Origin of the sequence: Streptomyces sp. NPDC059909, assembly GCF_042730885.1 — a bacterium.
Classification (GTDB): Bacteria; Actinomycetota; Actinomycetes; order Streptomycetales; family Streptomycetaceae; genus Streptomyces.
In genome coordinates, this window is sequence record NZ_JBHWKX010000061.1 from 26,999 (window position 1) to 44,271 (window position 17,273).

General features: G+C 71.3%; 16 protein-coding genes. 8 read left to right on the top strand and 8 right to left on the bottom strand.

The annotated features are described in order from the left end of the window. Positions 1–401: 401 nt before the first annotated feature. Both ACFV9O_RS30680 and ACFV9O_RS30685 read left to right on the top strand, forming a co-directional pair. Complete coding sequence (locus tag ACFV9O_RS30680) at positions 402–761, top strand: hypothetical protein (RefSeq protein WP_385423514.1); 360 nt, start codon at positions 402–404, stop codon at positions 759–761. Positions 762–763: 2 nt separating this feature from the next. Continuing rightward, on the top strand, positions 764–1,207 hold the full coding sequence (locus ACFV9O_RS30685) for a hypothetical protein (protein ID WP_385423516.1): 444 nt from the start codon (positions 764–766) through the stop codon (positions 1,205–1,207). Positions 1,208–1,223: 16 nt separating this feature from the next. Here the strand turns inward: ACFV9O_RS30685 and ACFV9O_RS30690 are convergent, their stop codons facing one another. From ACFV9O_RS30690 to ACFV9O_RS30700, 3 genes are all read right to left on the bottom strand, one after another. Continuing rightward, entirely contained in the window at positions 1,224–1,727 is a 504-nt protein-coding gene (locus ACFV9O_RS30690) for a GNAT family N-acetyltransferase (RefSeq protein WP_385423518.1), read from the bottom strand. Positions 1,728–1,764: 37 nt separating this feature from the next. After that, positions 1,765–2,259, bottom strand: coding sequence for a sigma-70 family RNA polymerase sigma factor (locus ACFV9O_RS30695; protein WP_385423546.1), 495 nt, complete (start codon positions 2,257–2,259; stop codon positions 1,765–1,767). A gap of 362 nt (positions 2,260–2,621) precedes the next feature. Further along, a complete protein-coding gene (locus tag ACFV9O_RS30700) occupies positions 2,622–3,794 on the bottom strand; it encodes a glycerophosphodiester phosphodiesterase (protein ID WP_385423520.1) in 1,173 nt (390 codons plus the stop codon). 225 nt (positions 3,795–4,019) lie between these two features. Here ACFV9O_RS30700 and ACFV9O_RS30705 point away from each other — a divergent pair, with 225 nt between their 5' ends. Further along, the gene (locus ACFV9O_RS30705) at positions 4,020–4,709 is read left to right on the top strand and encodes a lysophospholipid acyltransferase family protein (RefSeq protein WP_385423522.1); all 690 of its coding nucleotides are present in this window, start codon (positions 4,020–4,022) and stop codon (positions 4,707–4,709) included. A gap of 224 nt (positions 4,710–4,933) precedes the next feature. Here ACFV9O_RS30705 and ACFV9O_RS30710 read toward each other — a convergent pair whose 3' ends face one another. Further along, on the bottom strand, positions 4,934–6,484 hold the full coding sequence (locus ACFV9O_RS30710) for an MFS transporter (protein WP_385423524.1): 1,551 nt from the start codon (positions 6,482–6,484) through the stop codon (positions 4,934–4,936). After that, entirely contained in the window at positions 6,481–7,032 is a 552-nt protein-coding gene (locus ACFV9O_RS30715) for a TetR/AcrR family transcriptional regulator (RefSeq protein ID WP_385423526.1), read from the bottom strand. The genes ACFV9O_RS30710 and ACFV9O_RS30715 overlap by 4 nt, the downstream gene beginning before the upstream one ends. Positions 7,033–7,117: 85 nt before the next feature. On the opposite strand from ACFV9O_RS30715, the gene ACFV9O_RS30720 reads away from it, so the two are divergent. Beyond that, on the top strand, positions 7,118–7,624 hold the full coding sequence (locus ACFV9O_RS30720; RefSeq protein WP_385423528.1) for an HAD domain-containing protein: 507 nt from the start codon (positions 7,118–7,120) through the stop codon (positions 7,622–7,624). Between the two features lie 120 nt (positions 7,625–7,744). Here ACFV9O_RS30720 and ACFV9O_RS30725 read toward each other — a convergent pair whose 3' ends face one another. The 3 genes from ACFV9O_RS30725 to ACFV9O_RS30735 form a co-directional block, all read right to left on the bottom strand. Beyond that, on the bottom strand, positions 7,745–9,964 hold the full coding sequence (locus ACFV9O_RS30725) for an NADP-dependent isocitrate dehydrogenase (protein WP_385423530.1): 2,220 nt from the start codon (positions 9,962–9,964) through the stop codon (positions 7,745–7,747). Between the two features lie 161 nt (positions 9,965–10,125). Continuing rightward, positions 10,126–11,553 carry an argininosuccinate lyase gene (gene argH / locus ACFV9O_RS30730; RefSeq protein ID WP_385423532.1) on the bottom strand — a complete coding sequence of 476 codons (1,428 nt, stop codon included), beginning with the start codon at positions 11,551–11,553 and terminating at the stop codon, positions 10,126–10,128. Positions 11,554–11,667: 114 nt separating this feature from the next. Further along, positions 11,668–12,861, bottom strand: a complete 1,194-nt coding sequence (locus ACFV9O_RS30735) for an argininosuccinate synthase (RefSeq protein ID WP_385423534.1) — start codon at positions 12,859–12,861, stop codon at positions 11,668–11,670. Between the two features lie 116 nt (positions 12,862–12,977). Here ACFV9O_RS30735 and ACFV9O_RS30740 point away from each other — a divergent pair, with 116 nt between their 5' ends. The 4 genes from ACFV9O_RS30740 to ACFV9O_RS30755 form a co-directional block, all read left to right on the top strand. Continuing rightward, positions 12,978–14,432 (top strand): hypothetical protein, encoded by a 1,455-nt coding sequence (locus tag ACFV9O_RS30740; RefSeq protein WP_385423536.1) that lies wholly within the window; start codon positions 12,978–12,980, stop codon positions 14,430–14,432. Beyond that, positions 14,408–14,989 (top strand): pyridoxamine 5'-phosphate oxidase family protein, encoded by a 582-nt coding sequence (locus ACFV9O_RS30745; RefSeq protein ID WP_385423538.1) that lies wholly within the window; start codon positions 14,408–14,410, stop codon positions 14,987–14,989. Before ACFV9O_RS30740 ends, ACFV9O_RS30745 begins: the two co-directional genes overlap by 25 nt. A 166-nt stretch (positions 14,990–15,155) precedes the next feature. Then, the gene (locus ACFV9O_RS30750; protein WP_385423540.1) at positions 15,156–16,487 is read left to right on the top strand and encodes a ferric reductase-like transmembrane domain-containing protein; all 1,332 of its coding nucleotides are present in this window, start codon (positions 15,156–15,158) and stop codon (positions 16,485–16,487) included. 8 nt (positions 16,488–16,495) lie between these two features. After that, on the top strand, positions 16,496–17,273 hold a 778-nt coding region (locus ACFV9O_RS30755; RefSeq protein WP_385423542.1), incomplete at its 3' end, for an FMN-binding protein.

The window sequence follows — 17,273 nt, forward strand, 5'->3', positions numbered from 1 at the left end:
GCCTCGGTCGCAAGGGTGCGGCTGCTCGTCGTGGTCATGCGGGCAAGTAAAGCAGACACGCGTGAGAGCGGATCGACGCTGTCCGTATAGCGGACTCCTTTGGTCCGCAGAGCGGACAGCTCGGCGGTCCCGGTGACGTCGACGCCATGGGCCGTGGCCAGCGCGGACACGGCGGAGAGGCCCTCGGGCGACGACGTACCCGAGGCGCCCGGCTGACGCGCTCGCTGTGGCCAAGGCCACGGTCCTCGTACCGGCTGCGCAGGCCGCGGTGAGCCCCGCCCGAGCGTCCTCGAGACCACTCGGCGGACCGGGCCGGGGCCCACCGGGTCCGGCGTTCGGCCCCGTCCCGGGCGCGGGGGGCGAGCACGGCAGGCCGGCCGGCCCGTAATACCCTCGGCTCCATGCTCGACGCCCTCACGATCGCCGTTTCCGCGGCGGCGCTCGCCCTCGCCGCCTGGTGCGGTTTCGCCGCGTACCGGGACCAGCCGACGAAGGACTGGCACTTCATCGGCATGGCCGTGGTCACGGTGCTGGCACTGGCCCAGCTGGTGACCGGGATCGTCCAACTGGCCCGGGGCGGGGAGGCCGACGAGGGTTCGGTGATCTTCGTCGCGTATCTGCTCGGCGCGTTCGCCGCGATCCCGGCGGCCGGCTTCCTGTCGCTGACCGAGCGGACGCGCTGGGGTTCGGTGACGGTCGCGGCGGGCGCCGTCGTCCTCGCCGTCCTGGAAGTACGGCTCTACGACATCTGGAAGGCCTGACGATGACCGATGCCGCCACCGACGCCACGGGCGTCACCGAGGAGCGGCCGGGCGGCCGGCGGACCCGGCTCGTCCGCGGCCCCGGCCTGCTGGTCGTCTGGCTGTACGGCGTGATGTCGGTGGGCGCGGTGTCGCGCTCGGTCTACCAGATCGCCACGGAGTACGACCGGGCCCCGCTCGCCTACTCCCTCTCGGCGGTCGCCGCCGTCGTGTACGCGTTCATCACCTACACCCTGGTGCGCGGCGGCGAGGCGGCCCGCAGGGCGGCGCTGGTGTGCTGCGCCGCCGAGCTCGTGGGCGTCCTGGTCGTGGGCACCTGGACACTGGCGGATCCGTCCGCGTTCCCGGATGCCACGGTGTGGTCCGACTACGGCATGGGCTACCTCTTCATCCCGGTGCTGCTGCCGGTCACGGGAACCCTGTGGCTGCGCAAGGCCCGGCGCTGAGCCGCGCGTTCGCCCGCTACGCGCTCGCGGCGTAGTCCCGTGCGTCGGCGTCCTTCTCCAGAGTGATCAGCGTCAGCTTCGGGCCGACCTCGCGGGTCGACACGGGTGCGTAGCCGTGGCTGCGGTAGAGCCGCAGATTGACCTCGCTGCGGTGGCCGGTGAAGAGCTGGAAGCGCTTGGCGGCCGGCTCGCCCGCGAAGTGTGCCTCGATGGCGTCGAGGAGCCGTCCGCCGAGGCCGTGGCGCCGCATCCGCGGATGGACGATGAGCTTGGCGATCCTGGCCGTTCCGGCCTCGTCGATCTCGCCGCGCACGGACGCGATGACCTCCTCGCCGAGGCGCGCCACGAGGGCGTGTCCGCGGGCGAGCTCGGCCCGCAGGTCGGCGAGGGTCTGGGTGAGCGGTTCGATGCCGTAGTCGCCGTAGAGCTCCGCCTCGCTCTGGTAGCACAGGTACTGCAGCTTGAGGATGTGCTCGGCGTCCTGCGCCGCCGCTGCTGAGATGCTCACGCTCATACCCATGTGTGCATGCCTCCCGCTCACCTGTTGCCCGGGTTGTCTACCGCTCCTTTCCCCGGAGTTCAGGAGCTGCAACCTCTGCCGCGAGCATTCTGCGCAGACATCCCAGGCACCGGGAACGCATTGGGCCCAGACTTCCTTGTGAGATACCCAACTGTCCTGCGATTTCGCGGTAGGTGGGGTCCACCGGGGAGAGCATCGCAGTCAGCAGCCGCGGGCAGCGCCCGGGGGTGCGGGCCACCGCGGCCCGCAGCACGCGGCGCCGTTCGGCGACGAGGGCGGCCCGCTCCGGGCAGGCCGTGGGTCCGGCCGCCGGTTCGTGCGCGTACGGCCGCTCGCGCAGGGCCCGCCGCCGGGCGCGGCGCGCCTCGTCGCGCACGGCTCCGCGGACCCAGCCCGCCGCGTCGGCGGGCGGCCCTTGCGCGTCGAGCCGTTCCAGCAGCCGTACCCACACGTCCTGTTCGATGTCCCCGGAGTCCAGGGCACTGTCGTCCGCCTCGGCTCCCGCCTCCGCGACGACGAGCGGCTTCAGCACGCGGACGAGGGCGCTCGCCGCACCGGGCGATGCGACGCCGGACCCGCCAAGGCCCGACGTGGCGGGTCCCGCAGTGGCGGCGGGGGCCGGGCGGCGGCGTCCGCCGGTCGTGAGGTCGGGCTCCGGGGCCCTGCCGTGGCCCGTGGCACGCACGACCGGGGCGGGCTGCCCGGTGACGACGGACAGGGAGGCGATGTCTTCGCGGGGCGTCATGTCCGGCGGGACGTCACCGCCGTGAGCCGCGGTTTCGACGACGGCCCGCTCTCACCCGACCGCATGACGACAGTTCGGCCGCTGACGCACGCCGGCCGGGCAGCGGCGGGTGCCACGGCCCGGCCGGCGCTGTGCGCGCCGCCCGTGGGTCAGCCGGCGGCGAAGTCGGTACGGGCCAGCAGGCCGGTGTCCGGGTTGTCGGTGAAGATGCCGTCGATGCCCTGCGCGAAGTAGGCCTTGAAGGCCCCGAAGGCGTCGCCGTACGCGTTCGGGTCGGTGCCGCGCCGGAAGTCCGCGGGCAGGAAGGAGTTCTCGTTCCGCATCGTGTACGGGTGCAGGATCAGGCCCTCCGCGTGCGCATCCCGGACCAGCGTGGTCGGCGTGCCGAGTGCGCCGCTCGCGTTCTTCGGAATGATCAGGTCGACGGTCGGCCCGATGCCCTGTGCGTACGAGGCGATCCACCGCAGGCCCTCGGGCTTGACGAGGTCCGCGACCGTGCGCGGGTCGCCCGCCTGGACGAAGTCCCAGGGGCGGGTGCCCGCGGCGGAGAGCAGGACGACGCGCGGCGAGGCGACGAGCTTCGCGAGCCGCTGGATGCTGCTGGGCTCGAACGACTGCAGGAAGACGGGCGAGTTCGCGCGGTGGCGTCCGTACCGGCGGAGCAGCTTCGCGAGCCGCTCCTCCAGGCCGAGGCCGATGCCGCGGAAGTAGGTGGGGTGCTTGGTCTCGACGTGCAGCCAAACGGGGGCGCCGCGGCGGTGGCCCTCCTCGTCCGCCCAGCGCAGCACCTCCTCGAAGCTGGGGATCTCCCAGCGGCCGTCGTAGAGGGTGTTCTCCTGGCGGGTGCCGGGAATCCGCTCCTTGGCCCGCAGGGTCTTCAGCTCGGCGAGCGTGAAGTCCTCGGTGAACCAGCCGGTGAGGCTCGTGCCGTCGACGGTCTTCGTCGTCCGGCGCGAGGCGAACTCGGGGCGGGACGAGACGTCCGTCGTGCCCGTGATGTCGTTCTCGTGACGGCAGACCAGATGTCCGTCCTTCGTGGGCACGAGGTCCTGCTCGATGACGTGCGCACCCATGTCGAGGGCCAGCTGGTACGAGCCCAGGGTGTGCTCGGGGCGGTAGCCGCTCGCGCCGCGGTGCGCGATGACCGTGGGCACGGGCAGCCCGTGGATGCCGGACCCGTGCCCCTGGCCCCGGCCGTCGGCGGCGTGACGTTCCTGCGCGTGCGCCGCCGGGGCCACGCCGAGTCCGAGGGACGCCGAGCCGAGCACCGCCGCGCCCAGGACAGTGCGCCGTCCGGGGGTTCTGTCCGCACCCTGAGTCATGAGCGCTCCTCCAAAGGGATGTGATGTCCCGCACCTGTCGGGCGGGGTCTGCGCGGCGCACGATGCTAGGTGCCGGGACGTTACGTGCGGCAGACGCTGGGCGAACGCGTCGAAAACGCGGGTCAACACTGTGTATCCGCTCGGTGAACCCAATGTGCGCGCCGGCCGGACCCGCGAGTATCGTCCTCACCTGCAGAGACTTCGCCGGCCGTACCCGACCGCCCCATGACTTCGGAGGACCCGTTGTCCCGCTTGTCGCTCATCAAGGCAGTGCTCGGACCGATCCTGCGCCTGATGTTCCGCCCCCGCGTGGAAGGCGCTCAGCACATCCCCGGGGACGGCCCGGTCATCCTCGCCGGCAACCACCTCACGTTCATCGACTCGATGGTCCTGCCGTTGGTCTGCGACCGGCCGGTCTTCTTCATCGGCAAGGACGAGTACGTCACGGGCAAGGGTGTGAAGGGCCGGCTGATGGCCTGGTTCTTCACGGGCGTCGGCATGATCCCGGTCGACCGGGACGGGGCGAACGGCGGAGTCGCGGCACTGATGACCGGCCGCCGGGTGCTGGAGGAGGGCAGGGTCTTCGGCATCTACCCGGAGGGCACCCGCTCCCCCGACGGCCGCCTCTACCGGGGCCGTACGGGCATCGCACGCCTGACCCTGATGACGGGCGCGCCCGTCGTCCCGTTCGCGATGATCGGCACGGACAAGCTCCAGCCGGGCGGCGCGGGCCTGCCGCGTCCCGGCCGGGTGACCGTCCGCTTCGGCGAGCCGATGGAGTTCTCGCGCTACGAGGGCATGGACCGCGACCGCTATGTGCTGCGCGCGGTGACGGACTCGGTGATGGCCGAGGTGATGCGCCTGTCCGGCCAGGAGTACGTGGACATGTACGCGACGAAGGCGAAGGCGGCCTGAGCGTCCCCGCCGTCGGCCGAAGGCCGGCACAGCCGCCCGAAGCTCGCGAGGCGCCCAGGCGCCGAGCCCGCGAGGACGGCAGACAAAAACGCCGCCACGAAGGCGAAGGCGGCGCAGCGCTCCGCTTGGCTTGAACGGGCGGGCCCCGGCCGGGTGCAACCGGTCGGGGCCCACCTTTTGGGTGCCGGGACTCGCCGCCGTCGTATCGGCGCCCGGCACCGTGGCTACGGGTGCTCGATGCCGTCGGCCAGCCGCTGGCCGCGCAGCAGGAACCACGCCGCTGCCGCGGTGCCGAGCAGCACCACCGCGCCCACGCCCGACGCGAGCCTGAGCCCGTCGACGAACGCCTCCTGGGCCGCGCCGACGAGCGCCGCACCCTGCTGCTGCGGCAGCGCCGCGGCCGCTTCGACGGCTCCGCCCAGCGACTCGTGCGCCGCGGACGCGGCGTCCGAGGGCACGCCGGCCGGGGTCACGAAGTCCCGGTAGACGCCGGTCACGACGGAGCCGAGCAGGGCGATGCCGAGCGCCGCGCCGAGTTCGTACGCCGTCTCGGACACCGCGGACGCCGCGCCCGCCTGCTCCTTCGGCACGCTGGACAGGATCACGTCCGCCGTGACGGTGAACGAGAATCCTGCGCCGATACCGACGACGAGCAGGGCCGCGCCGAGCAGCGGATACGCCGTCGACTGGCCTATCAGGGTCAGCACGGCGAGTGCGACCCCGACCGCGGCGAGACCGCCCGCGACCACGGACCGCACGGAGAACCGCCGGGCGACCGTGCCCGCGACCAGACCGGTGGCCACCGCACCGATCGCGGCGGGAAGTTCCGCGAGCCCGGCCTCGAACGGCGGCCTGCCCTGTACCAGTTGCAGGAACTGGGAGAGGAAGAAGACGAGTCCGGACAGGCCCAGGATCGTCAGCAGGTCGGCCAGTACCGCACCGGAGAAGCCCCGGTGCCGGAACAGCCGCATGTCGAGCAGCGGCGCGGGCAGGGTCAGCTGCCTGCGGACGAATCCGTACAGCCCGGCCCCACCGATGAGCGCGGCGGCGCCCGCCTCCCAGCCGAGGCCGTGGGTCGCGGCCTCCTTGACGGCGTATACGACACCGACCATGCCGATGAGGGACAGCGCGACACTGATCAGGTCCCACGGTCCCGCCACCGGGTTCTTGGACTCGGGCAGCAGCTTGATGCCGACGAGCACGAGGACGGCCATCACGGGCAGGTTGATGAGGAAGACGGAGCCCCACCAGAAGTGTTCCAGCAGGAAGCCTCCGACGACGGGTCCGACGGCCGCACCCGCCGAGGCCATGGCGCCCCAGATGCCGATGGCGAGGCTGCGCTCCTTGGGGTCGTGGAAGATGTTGCGGATCAGGGCCAGCGTGGAGGGCATCAGCGTGGCACCGGCGACACCGAGCAGCGCCCGGGCGAGGATCATCATCTCGGGCGTGGTGGCGTACGCGTTGAGCACGGACACCGCGCCGAACGCGACGGCACCGCTCAGCAGCAGCTTCTTGCGGCCGATCCGGTCACCCAGGCTGCCCATCGAGACGAGCAGGCCGGCGATGACGAAGGAGTAGACGTCACCGATCCACAGGAGCTGGGTCCCTGACGGCTTGAGGTCCTCGCTGAGGAAGGGCGTCGCAAGGCCGAGTACGGTGGCGTCCACCGCCACCAGCAGAACGGCCAGCACCAGCACCGCGAGCGCGAGCCAGCGCCCGGGGCGGTACAGGGTCTCGGCCGTCCCGCTCGTGGGCTGGACCGTGCTGCTGGTCATTTCTCCACACTCCGTCGTGCTCCGCCGAGCAACAGCTCGGCGATCATGTACTGGAAGTCGTTCTTGGCGACCCGGCCGTCCATGACGGCCCAGGCGCAGGTGCCGATGAGCCCGTACAGGGCCTCGGTGAGCCATGCGGGCGAGAGGTCGATCCGGAACTCGCCCTGCTCCTGACCGCGCCGGAAGAGGGCCGAGACGCGGGCGTCGAGCCTGGCCCAGCCTTCGTTCATCTCGTCGCCCTCGAACAGCTGGTTCTCGGTGACGAGGAAGGCGAGCAGCTCCGCGCCGGGCTCCATCTCGGCGATCAGCCGCCGCAGCCCGTCGCTCGCGCCGCCCTCGTCGAGCCGGGCCCGGTCCAGGGCGGTCTCGAACTCCTGGATACCGAAGGCTTCGAGCGCTCTCACGAGGGCGTCCCGCCCCGCGAAGTGCCGGTGCAGCGTGGCGCGCCCGATGCCCGCCGCGCGTGCGACCTCGTCCATCGTGGCGGTCGATTTGCGGGCGAGGAGGGCGGCGGCGGCGCGGAGCACCTGTTCACGGTCCATGGCCATGAGACAAGCATACACCGAATGAGACAGCAGTGTCTCATTCGGTAAATCGATGCCTCACGAAGAGGCTGAAAGGAATCCTGTGCGTATGAAGCCGCTGCTGCTGATCGACATTGACGGCCCGCTCAATCCGTACGGCGGGAAGCCGGAGCGCCGGCCGGATGGCTATACGACACACCGGATGCGACCGAGCGGCTGGACGCACGACAAGCCGCTGCGGGTCTGGCTCAACCACGGGCACGGCCGCGAGCTGCTGGCCCTGGCCGAGCGGTACGAGCTGGTGTGGGCGACGACCTGGAAGGGCGAGGCCAACGAGTGCGTCGGCCCGCATCTGGGGCTGCCCGAACTCCCGTTCATCGACTGGCCCGTGATGCACGGGGCCTCGCCCCGGGGGACGTTCTGGAAGACGCAGTACGTGCTCGACTACGCGGCCGGGCGGCCGTTCGCGTGGATCGACGACGAGATCACGCACCTGGACAGGGAGTGGGTGCAGCAGCACCACCTCGCCGACGCGCTGCTGTTGCACGTCGACCACCGGATCGGACTGACCCGGCCGGACTTCGACGCACTCGCGGACTGGGCGTCGGCTCTCTAGCGCGACCGGTTGGCTGCGGCCGAAGGGCCACGACCGAAGGGCCGGGAAAGGCTTAAGGGCCGGGAAACACGGCCGCCCCGGCCGGAACGAGTCCGGCCGGGGCGGTCAGTGGTGTGCGGGTCAGGCCAGGGTCGCGAGGGCCTGGTTGAAGGTCGTCGACGGGCGCATGACCGCCGCCGCCTTCGTCACGTCCGGCTGGTAGTAGCCGCCGATGCCGGCCGGCGAGCCCTGCACCGCGAGGAGCTCGTCGACGATGGTCCGCTCCTGCTCGGTGAGCGTCTTGGCCAGGGCCGCGAACGCGCCCGCGAGCTCGGCGTCGTCGGTCTGCCTGGCCAGCTCCTGGGCCCAATAGAGCGCCAGGTAGAAGTGGCTGCCGCGGTTGTCGATGCCACCCACGCGACGGGTGGGCGACTTGTCCTCGTTCAGGAACGTCGCCGTCGCCCGGTCCAGGGTGTCGGCGAGGACCTGGGCGCGGGCGTTGCCCGTGGTCTGCGCGAGGTGCTCGAAGCTGGCCGCGAGCGCGAAGAACTCACCCAGGCTGTCCCAGCGCAGGTAGTTCTCCTTGACGAGCTGCTGGACGTGCTTGGGCGCGGAGCCGCCGGCGCCGGTCTCGAACAGGCCGCCGCCGTTCATGAGCGGGACGACCGAGAGCATCTTGGCGCTCGTGCCGAGCTCGAGGATCGGGAAGAGGTCGGTCAGGTAGTCGCGCAGCACGTTGCCGGTGACCGAGATGGTGTTCTCGCCGCGGCGGATGCGCTCCAGGGAGAGCTTGGTCGCCTCGACCGGGGAGAGGATCCTGATGTCCAGGCCCTCGGTGTCGTGCTCCGGCAGGTACGCCTTGACCTTCTCGATGAGCTTCGCGTCGTGCGCGCGGTCCTCGTCGAGCCAGAACACGGCCGGGTCGCCGGTCGCGCGGGCGCGGGTGACCGCGAGCTTGACCCAGTCCCGGATGGGCGCGTCCTTGGCCTGGCACATGCGGAAGATGTCCTCGGCGCCGACGACCTGCTCCAGAACCACGTTGCCGGCCTCGTCGACGACGCGCACCGTACCCGTGGTGGGGATCTCGAAGGTCTTGTCGTGGCTGCCGTACTCCTCGGCCTTCTGCGCCATCAGACCGACGTTGGGTACCGAGCCCATCGTCGACGGGTCGAAGGCGCCGTTCGCGCGGCAGTCGTCGAGGACGACCTGGTAGACACCGGCGTAGCTGCTGTCCGGGAGGACCGCGAGGGTGTCGGCCTCCTGGCCGTCCGGGCCCCACATGTGGCCGGACGTGCGGATCATCGCCGGCATGGAGGCGTCGACGATGACGTCGCTCGGGACGTGCAGGTTGGTGATGCCGCGGTCGGAGTCGACCATCGCCAGCTCGGGGCCCTCGGCGAGCTCGGCGTCGAAGGACGCCTTGATCTCGGCGCCCTCGGGCAGCGACTCCAGACCCTTGAAGATGCCGCCCAGACCGTCGTTCGGGGTCAGGCCGGCCGCGGCGAGCGTCTCGCCGTACTTCGCGAACGTCTTCGGGAAGAACGCGCGCACCACGTGGCCGAAGATGATCGGGTCGGAGACCTTCATCATCGTGGCCTTCAGGTGCACCGAGAACAGCACGCCCTCGGCCTTGGCGCGGGCGACCTGCGCGGCCAGGAACTCGCGCAGCGGCGCCACGCGCATGACGGACGCGTCCACGACCTCGCCCGCCAGCACCGGCACGGACTCACGCAGGACGGTGGTGCTGCCGTCGTCGCCCTTCAGCTCGATGCGCAGCGAGCCGTCCTGGGTGATGACCACGGACTTCTCGGTGGAGCGGAAGTCGTCGGCGCCCATGGTGGCGACGTTCGTCTTCGACTCGGGCGTCCAGGCGCCCATCCGGTGCGGGTGGGCCTTGGCGTAGTTCTTGACCGACGCGGGGGCGCGGCGGTCGGAGTTGCCCTCGCGCAGGACCGGGTTGACGGCGCTGCCCTTGACCTTGTCGTAACGGGCGCGGATGTCGCGCTCCTCGTCGGTCTTCGGGTCGTCCGGGTAGTCCGGCAGCGCGTAGCCCTGCTCCTGCAGCTCGGCGATCGCGGCCTTCAGCTGCGGGATCGACGCCGAGATGTTCGGCAGCTTGATGATGTTCGCACCGGGGGTCTTGGCCAGCTCGCCGAGCTCGGCGAGGGCGCCGCCGATCCGCCGGCCCTCCTCCAGACGCTCCGGGAACTGGGCGATGAGCCGCCCCGCCAGGGAGATGTCGCGGGTCTCCACAGTGACCCCGGCGGTCGAGGCGTACGCCTGGACGACGGGCAGGAACGAATACGTCGCCAGGGCCGGAGCCTCGTCAGTGTGCGTATAGATGATGGTCGAGTCAGTCACCGGGTGCTCCGCTCCACGTCTGCAACATTGCTCGACATCAAGATATCTCGTGCCGACGGCCCTCTCGACAGGGCCCTGCCCCGGCGCGTGGGGTGCGGCCGAAAGACGACGCCGCCGCCCCGACTCCGTGAGGCGGGGCGGCGGCGTCGTGACGACCGCTGTCAGAGCTTGGCGCCGGCCCAGGCGCGCTGGGCGGCCAGGTCGGCCTTGACCTCGGCGAGCTGGACGGCGACGGCGGAGGGGGCCGTACCTCCGCGTCCGCTGCGGGAGGCGAGCGCTCCCGGGACGTTGAGGACCGTACGGACCTCGGGCGTCAGATGCTCGGAGATCTTGGCGAACTGGTCGTCCGTGAGCTGGTCCAGTTCGATGCCGTGCGCCTCGCACTCCTTGACGCACTCCCCCGCGACCTCGTGCGCGACGCGGAACGGCACACCCTGCTTGACCAGCCACTCGGCGATGTCCGTCGCGAGCGAGAAGCCGGCCGGGGCCAGCTCCTCCATCCGCTCGCGGTGGACGGTGAGCGTGGCCATCATCCCGGTGAAGGCCGGAAGCAGGACCTCCAGCTGGTCGCAGGAGTCGAAGACCGGCTCCTTGTCCTCCTGGAGATCGCGGTTGTACGCGAGCGGCAGCGCCTTCAGGGTCGCGAGCAGCCCGGTGAGGTTCCCGATGAGCCGGCCCGACTTGCCGCGCGCCAGCTCGGCGATGTCCGGGTTCTTCTTCTGCGGCATGATCGACGAGCCGGTGGAGAAGGCGTCGTGGAGCGTCACGAAGGAGAACTCCTTCGTGTTCCAGATGATGACCTCCTCGGCGATCCGGGAGAGGTTCACGCCGATCATGGCGGTGATGAAGGCGAACTCGGCGACGAAGTCGCGGGACGCCGTGCCGTCGATCGAGTTGGCGGCGGAGCCGTGCTCGAAGCCGAGGTCCTTGGCCACGGCCTCGGGGTCGAGGCCCAGGGAGGATCCGGCGAGCGCGCCGGAGCCGTACGGGGAGACGGCCGTGCGCTCGTCCCACTGCCGCAGCCGTTCGGCGTCCCGGGACAGCGACTGGACGTGCGCCAGGACATGGTGGGCGAAGAGGACGGGCTGAGCGTGCTGCAGATGCGTACGGCCCGGCATGGCGACGTCCGGATGGGCCTCGGCGAGGCCGACGAGGGCCTCCTCGAGGTCGGCGATCAAACCGCCGATGATCCGGGCGTGGTCGCGCAGGTACATCCGGAAGAGGGTGGCGACCTGGTCGTTGCGGGACCGGCCGGCGCGCAGCTTGCCGCCGAGGTCGGGGCCGAGGCGCTCGAGGAGTCCCCGCTCCAGGGCGGTGTGGACGTCCTCGTCGGCGATGGTGCCCACGAAGCTGCCGTCGGCGACGTCCGCTTCGAGCCGGTCGAGCCCGGCGATCATGCGCTCCAGCTCGTCGGCGGTCAGCAGGCCGGCCTTGTGGAGCACGCGAGCGTGGGCGCGCGAACCGGCGATGTCGTACGGCGCGAGGCGCCAGTCGAAGTGGACCGAGGCGGACAGCTTGGCCAGGGCCTCGGCGGGGCCGTCGGCGAACCGGCCGCCCCAGAGCCGGACGTCACCGTTGTTGCTGCTCACTTCTCAAGCTCCTCAGGACTGTGGATGTGCCACCTCCCCCTGGGCCCTTGGGGGCCTGGGGGGACCCCACCCGGCGCGGAGGAACGGGGAGGCGGTTGGTTCAACGTGCGGGGGTTACGCGAGGTCCCGCTTCGCGGCAATCTTCGACGACAGGCCGAAGATGTCGATGAAGCCCTGCGCCTTCGACTGGTCGAACGTGTCGCCCGTGTCGTACGTGGCGAGGTTGAAGTCGTACAGCGACTCGTCCGACTTCCGTCCGGTGACGACGGCGCGGCCGCCGTGCAGGGTCATCCGGATGTCGCCTGTGACGTGCTGGTTGGCCTCGTTGATGAAGCCGTCGAGGGCGCGCTTGAGCGGCGAGAACCACAGGCCGTCGTAGACGAGCTCGCCCCAGCGCTGCTCGACCTGCCGCTTGTAGCGGGCGAGCTCACGCTCGACCGTGACGTTCTCCAGCTCCTGGTGCGCGGTGATCAGCGCGATGGCGCCCGGCGCCTCGTACACCTCACGGGACTTGATGCCGACGAGCCGGTCTTCGACCATGTCGATCCGACCGATGCCCTGGGCGCCGGCGCGCTCGTTGAGCTGCTGGATCGCCTGCAGGACGGTGACGGGCTTGCCGTCGATGGCGACCGGGACGCCCTGCTTGAAGGAGATGATCACCTCGTCGGACTCGCGCGGGGTGGCGGGGTTGGAGGTGTACTCGTAGATGTCCTCGATCGGCGCGTTCCAGATGTCCTCCAGGAAGCCGGTCTCGACGGCCCGCCCGAAGACGTTCTGGTCGATGGAGTACGGCGACTTCTTGGTGGTCGCGATCGGGAGCTGCTTCTCCTCGCAGAAGGCGATCGCCTTGTCCCGGGTCATTGCGTAGTCACGGACCGGGGCGATGCACTTCAGGTCGGGCGCGAGGGAGGCGATACCGGCCTCGAACCGCACCTGGTCGTTGCCCTTGCCGGTGCAGCCGTGGGCCACGATCGAGGCGTCGTGCTTCTTCGCGGCGGCGACGAGGTGCTTGACGATGGCCGGCCGGGAGAGGGCGGAGACCAGCGGGTACCGGTCCATGTAGAGGGCGTTGGCCTTGATCGCCGGGAGGCAGTACTCCTCGGCGAACTCGTCCTTGGCGTCCGCGACCTCGGCCTCGACGGCACCGCAGGCGAGCGCGCGCTTGCGGATGACGTCCAGGTCCTCGCCGCCCTGGCCGACGTCCACGGCAACGGCGATGACCTCGGCGCCCGTCTCCTCGGCGATCCAGCCGATGGCGACGGAGGTGTCCAGACCGCCTGAGTAGGCGAGTACGACGCGCTCGGTCACGGGTTTCTCCTTACGGTGCATTCGGTGATGGGTATAACTATGCAGACCTCCGTATGTTTTGTCAACGCGGTGCATATCCAGTGGCTGCCGCCGACCGGGCTCCGTACGCTCTCGCCATGCAGACCAGGGGATATGACGTCGTCGAACGAGTCGCGCAGGGGATACCGGTCCACGAGGCGCTCGACGTGACGGACCCCGACGCCTGGCTGGACTTCGATGTCGAGGTGCGCTTCCGGCGGCTGAACAGCGCCGAGAGCGAGGCCGGAGGGAACACGCACCACCCGGCCCTCGCCCTGTGCCACCGTGACGGCCGCGTCCGGGAACCGGCGCTGGAGCAGGCGGCCGCACGACCCGAGCTGCTGCCGCTGATCGTGATCCGCACCGCGGACTGGGCCGCTCCGGTACGCGGGCGGGCCCGGGCGCTGCTCCCGGGGCTGCTCGCCTCCGCACGCCCCGAGACGCTCGCGCCGCTCACCGCACTCGCCCTGCGCCTGGCACGCCGCGAGCGCGGCGCCTTCGCGCGCGACACCCTCGCCGCACTCCTGCGGTCCGCTCCGCCCGCGGCCTTCGCACCGCTGCTGACCGCCGAGGACCGGGACACACGCCGTTTCGCGTACAGGGCGGCCGTCGAACGCGGCCTGCTTCCCGCGGCGCGCCTGGCACGGGCCGCCGCGACCGACGCCGACACCGTCGTGCAGACCCTGTGCGCCGAGGCCGCTCTCGCCCTCGACGCGAGCGGCGACGAGGTGATCGTTCCGCTGCTGGAGTCGCGGCAACCGGGAGTGCGGTCCGCCGGAGTCACCGCGCTGCGCCGGGCCGGACGCCACGCCGAGGCCCGGCCGTATCTCACCGACCGCTCAGGACTGGTCCGGGCCTGCGCCCGCTATGTGCTGCGGCAGGGCGGCCTCGAACCGCTCCCGCTCTACCGCGCCCTGTGCGCCGACCCGTCCGACCCCGGCGTACCGGCGTGGGCGCCCCTGGGGCTCGCCGAATGCGGCGAGCCCCGCGATGCCGCGCTGCTGTGGCCGCTCACCGCCCACCCGGTCCCGGCGGTGCGGGCCCGAGCGATCGCCGGACTGCGCGCGTTGGACAAGGTCGACACGGAGCGGCTGCGCCCGCTGCTCGACGACCCGGCGCCCGCCGTCGCGCGGGAGACGGTCTCCGCCCTGCTCCCGTCGGCCGACCGGCTGCCGGAGGACTGGCTCGCGGGCCGGCTCGCCGCCGACCGGCCGGCCCACACACGGCGGGCGGCGTTCCGGCTGCTGCGCGCGCAGGGCGGAATCGCGCAACTCCGGGCCGCCGTGCGCCTGCTGGATGACGAGGACCCCTCGCTCCGGGCCCTGGCCGGGCCCGCGATCCAGCAGTGGGAACCGCCGGTGGGAGGGCAGCACGACCCTGCCGAACTCGCCGCGCTGTTGGACCGTTGCACGCACCTGTTCAGCGACTACGTGATGCGGCGGCTGCGGTGGCGGTCAGGCGTACCGGAGCCCGAGGCGAACAGCGCGGACCCTCCCCGCCGTTCGCTCATCAGGTCCATAATCCGAGCATGGGACAAACGTACGAACGCATAGAAGGTCGTATCCGGACATTCATCGACGAGCAGCCCGTTTTCTTCACTGCCACCGCCCCGCTCGCGGGCGACGGTCACGTCAACCTCTCCCCCAAGGGCCGCAAGGGCACCCTCGTCGTCGTCGACGAACTGACCCTGGCCTACCTGGACTTCGGCGGCAGCGGCGCCGAGACCATCGCCCATGTCCGGGAGAACGGCCGCATCACCCTGATGTGGTGTGCGTTCACCGGTCCGCCGAAGGTGCTGCGGGTGCACGGTCAGGGGGAGGCCGTCTTCCGGGACGATCCGCGGTGGGCGGAGTTCATCCCGTACTTCAAGGACGCGGACGGGGCCGCGGCCCGGGCGGTCATCGTGGTGCACGCCCGCCGGATCAGTGACGCCTGCGGATTCGCCGTACCGTTCATGGACTATCGCGAGGAGCGAACGCAGCACGCGGAGCACTTCGGGCGGAAGACGGACGAGGAGTTCGCGGCGTACTGCGAGAAGAAACCGCATGTCGGAGTGAGCCTCGACGGGCTGCCGGCGCTCCCTCTCCCGCTGCCCGCCCGTACCGACTGACCCCCTGTCAGCGGGCCATGCGGACGCCCGGACGTCCGCAGGTGACACAAGTGGCCCGGCGTTGAACTCCTCGGTCCTCGTCTGCGTATCCACCAGAGCGATACGGATGAGCCGAGGAGCAGCCGTGACGACGATTCAGAGCGGTCGGGCCGCAAGGCGCCAGACCATGCGTGCGATCCGGCCGCGCCGCAATCCGGCGGCGGTGCTGCTGGCCGCGGCCTGGGCAGGTGCCGCCGCCGTCCTGTGGCTGTGGTGGGAGAACACGGCGGTCGTCCATATGGACACCGCCGAGTGGCTGGTCGGGGCGGGCCGGATCACAGGCCTGCTCGGCGGCTACATGATCGCGCTCGTGGTGCTGCAGATGGCGCGTGTCCCGGCGCTGGAACGACGTGTGGGTTCGGACCGGTCGGCCCGCTGGCACGCGATGAGCGGCCGGTACGCGATCGGTCTCGTCGTCGCCCATGTCGTACTGACCATCTGGGGATACTCCGTACAGGGCCGCACCGGCCTCGTCGAGCAGACCGTGACCGTCGTCGTCGACTTCCCCGAAATGATCAAGGCGGCGGTCGGCACCGTCCTCCTGCTGGTGGTCGGCTTCGTGTCGGCCGGTGCGGTGCGCCGCCGAATGCGCTACGAGACCTGGTACTACCTGCATCTGCTGACCTATGCCGCCGTGTACCTGACCTTCTGGCACCAGCTCGCCACCGGTGCCGAGTTCGTGGCCAGTGCGACCGCTCGTTCGGTCTGGTACGTGCTGTACGCCGCGGTCGGCGCCCTGCTCCTCTGGTACCGGATCCTGGCGCCGGTACGGCTCAACCTCCGGCACCGGATGAGGGTGGAATCCGTCGTGCCCGAGGCCCCCGGCGTGGTCTCCGTGCTGATCAGCGGGCGACGGCTGCACCGGCTGGGCGCCGAGGCGGGTCAGTTCTTCCGCTGGCGGTTCCTCACCAGGAGTCTGCGCTGGAGCTCCAATCCCTACTCCCTCTCCGCTCCGCCCCGCCCGGATCTGCTGCGCATCACCGTCAAGGCCGTCGGCGAGCACAGCACGGCGCTCGCCCGGCTGGAACCGGGGACGCGGGTCTGGGCCGAGGGGCCGTACGGAGCGATGACCGCGGGCCGGCGGAGCCGGAACAAGGTGCTCCTGATCGCCGGCGGGGCCGGCATCACCCCGCTGCGAGCCCTGTTCGAGACGCTGCCGGGCGGCCCCGGTGACCTGTCCCTGCTCTACCGGGCCGGCACGACGGAGGACCTGGCGCTGTGGAGTGAGCTGCAGCAGATCGCCGAGGCGCGGGAGGCGAAGCTGATGTACGCCGTGAACGGGCCGGACGGGGCACGCCCCCGCATCACCACCGAGCGGCTCAAGGAGGTGCTGCCGGACATCGATCAGCACGACGTCTATCTGTGCGGACCGCCCGGTCTCGCCGAGGAGTCGTACCACGCGCTGCGGGCGGCGGGAGTGCCGTCCCGCCGCATCCACCACGAGTCGTTCGAGATGTGAGGCCGTCCGTGAAGAGGAAACACCCCCTGCGCCGGATCCTTCTCGCCGTCGCCGGCACCACGTCGGCCGTCGTGCTGCTCCTGGCCGTGAAACAGCCGGGCACGCCGGCGGCCGGTACGGCGCCGCAGGCCGGCGGCGCCGTGCCGCCCGCGGCGTCGGCAACCGCCGGAACCGGCCCCGGCGTCGAACCCGCGGGCGGGAAGACCGTCCTCGGGGACGAAGCCCCGACCCAGTACGGTCCGGTGCAGGTGCGGCTCACGCTCAGCGGCGGCAGGATCACCGCGGCCGAGGCCGTCAAGGCACCGTCGTCCGATGCCAACAGCCGCCGGATCGCCGCCACCGCCGTACCGAAGCTCAACAAGGCGGCCCTCGCCGCACAGAGCGCCCGGATCGACACCGTCTCCGGAGCCACCTACACGAGCCAGGGCTACATCCAGTCCCTGCAGAGCGCCCTCGACAAGGCGGGGGCCGCCGGGACTCCGGGATCCGACGCCGAGGAAGAAGCCGGAGCGGGCGCAACGCCTGCACCAGACACGGGGACCGGGACCGGCACCGGCACCGGCGGCTCCGGCTCGGGCTCGGGCTCCGGCTCGGGGGCGACCGAGACGGTCCTCGGGGATGTGGCGGCCACCCAGTACGGCGGCGTCCAGGTCCGCATCACCGTCAGCGGCGGCAGGATCACCGCGGCCCAGGCCGTCAAGGCACCGTCGTCCGATGCCAACAGCCGCCGGATCGCCGCCACCGCCGTACCGAAGCTCAACAAGGCGGCCCTCGCCGCACAGAGCG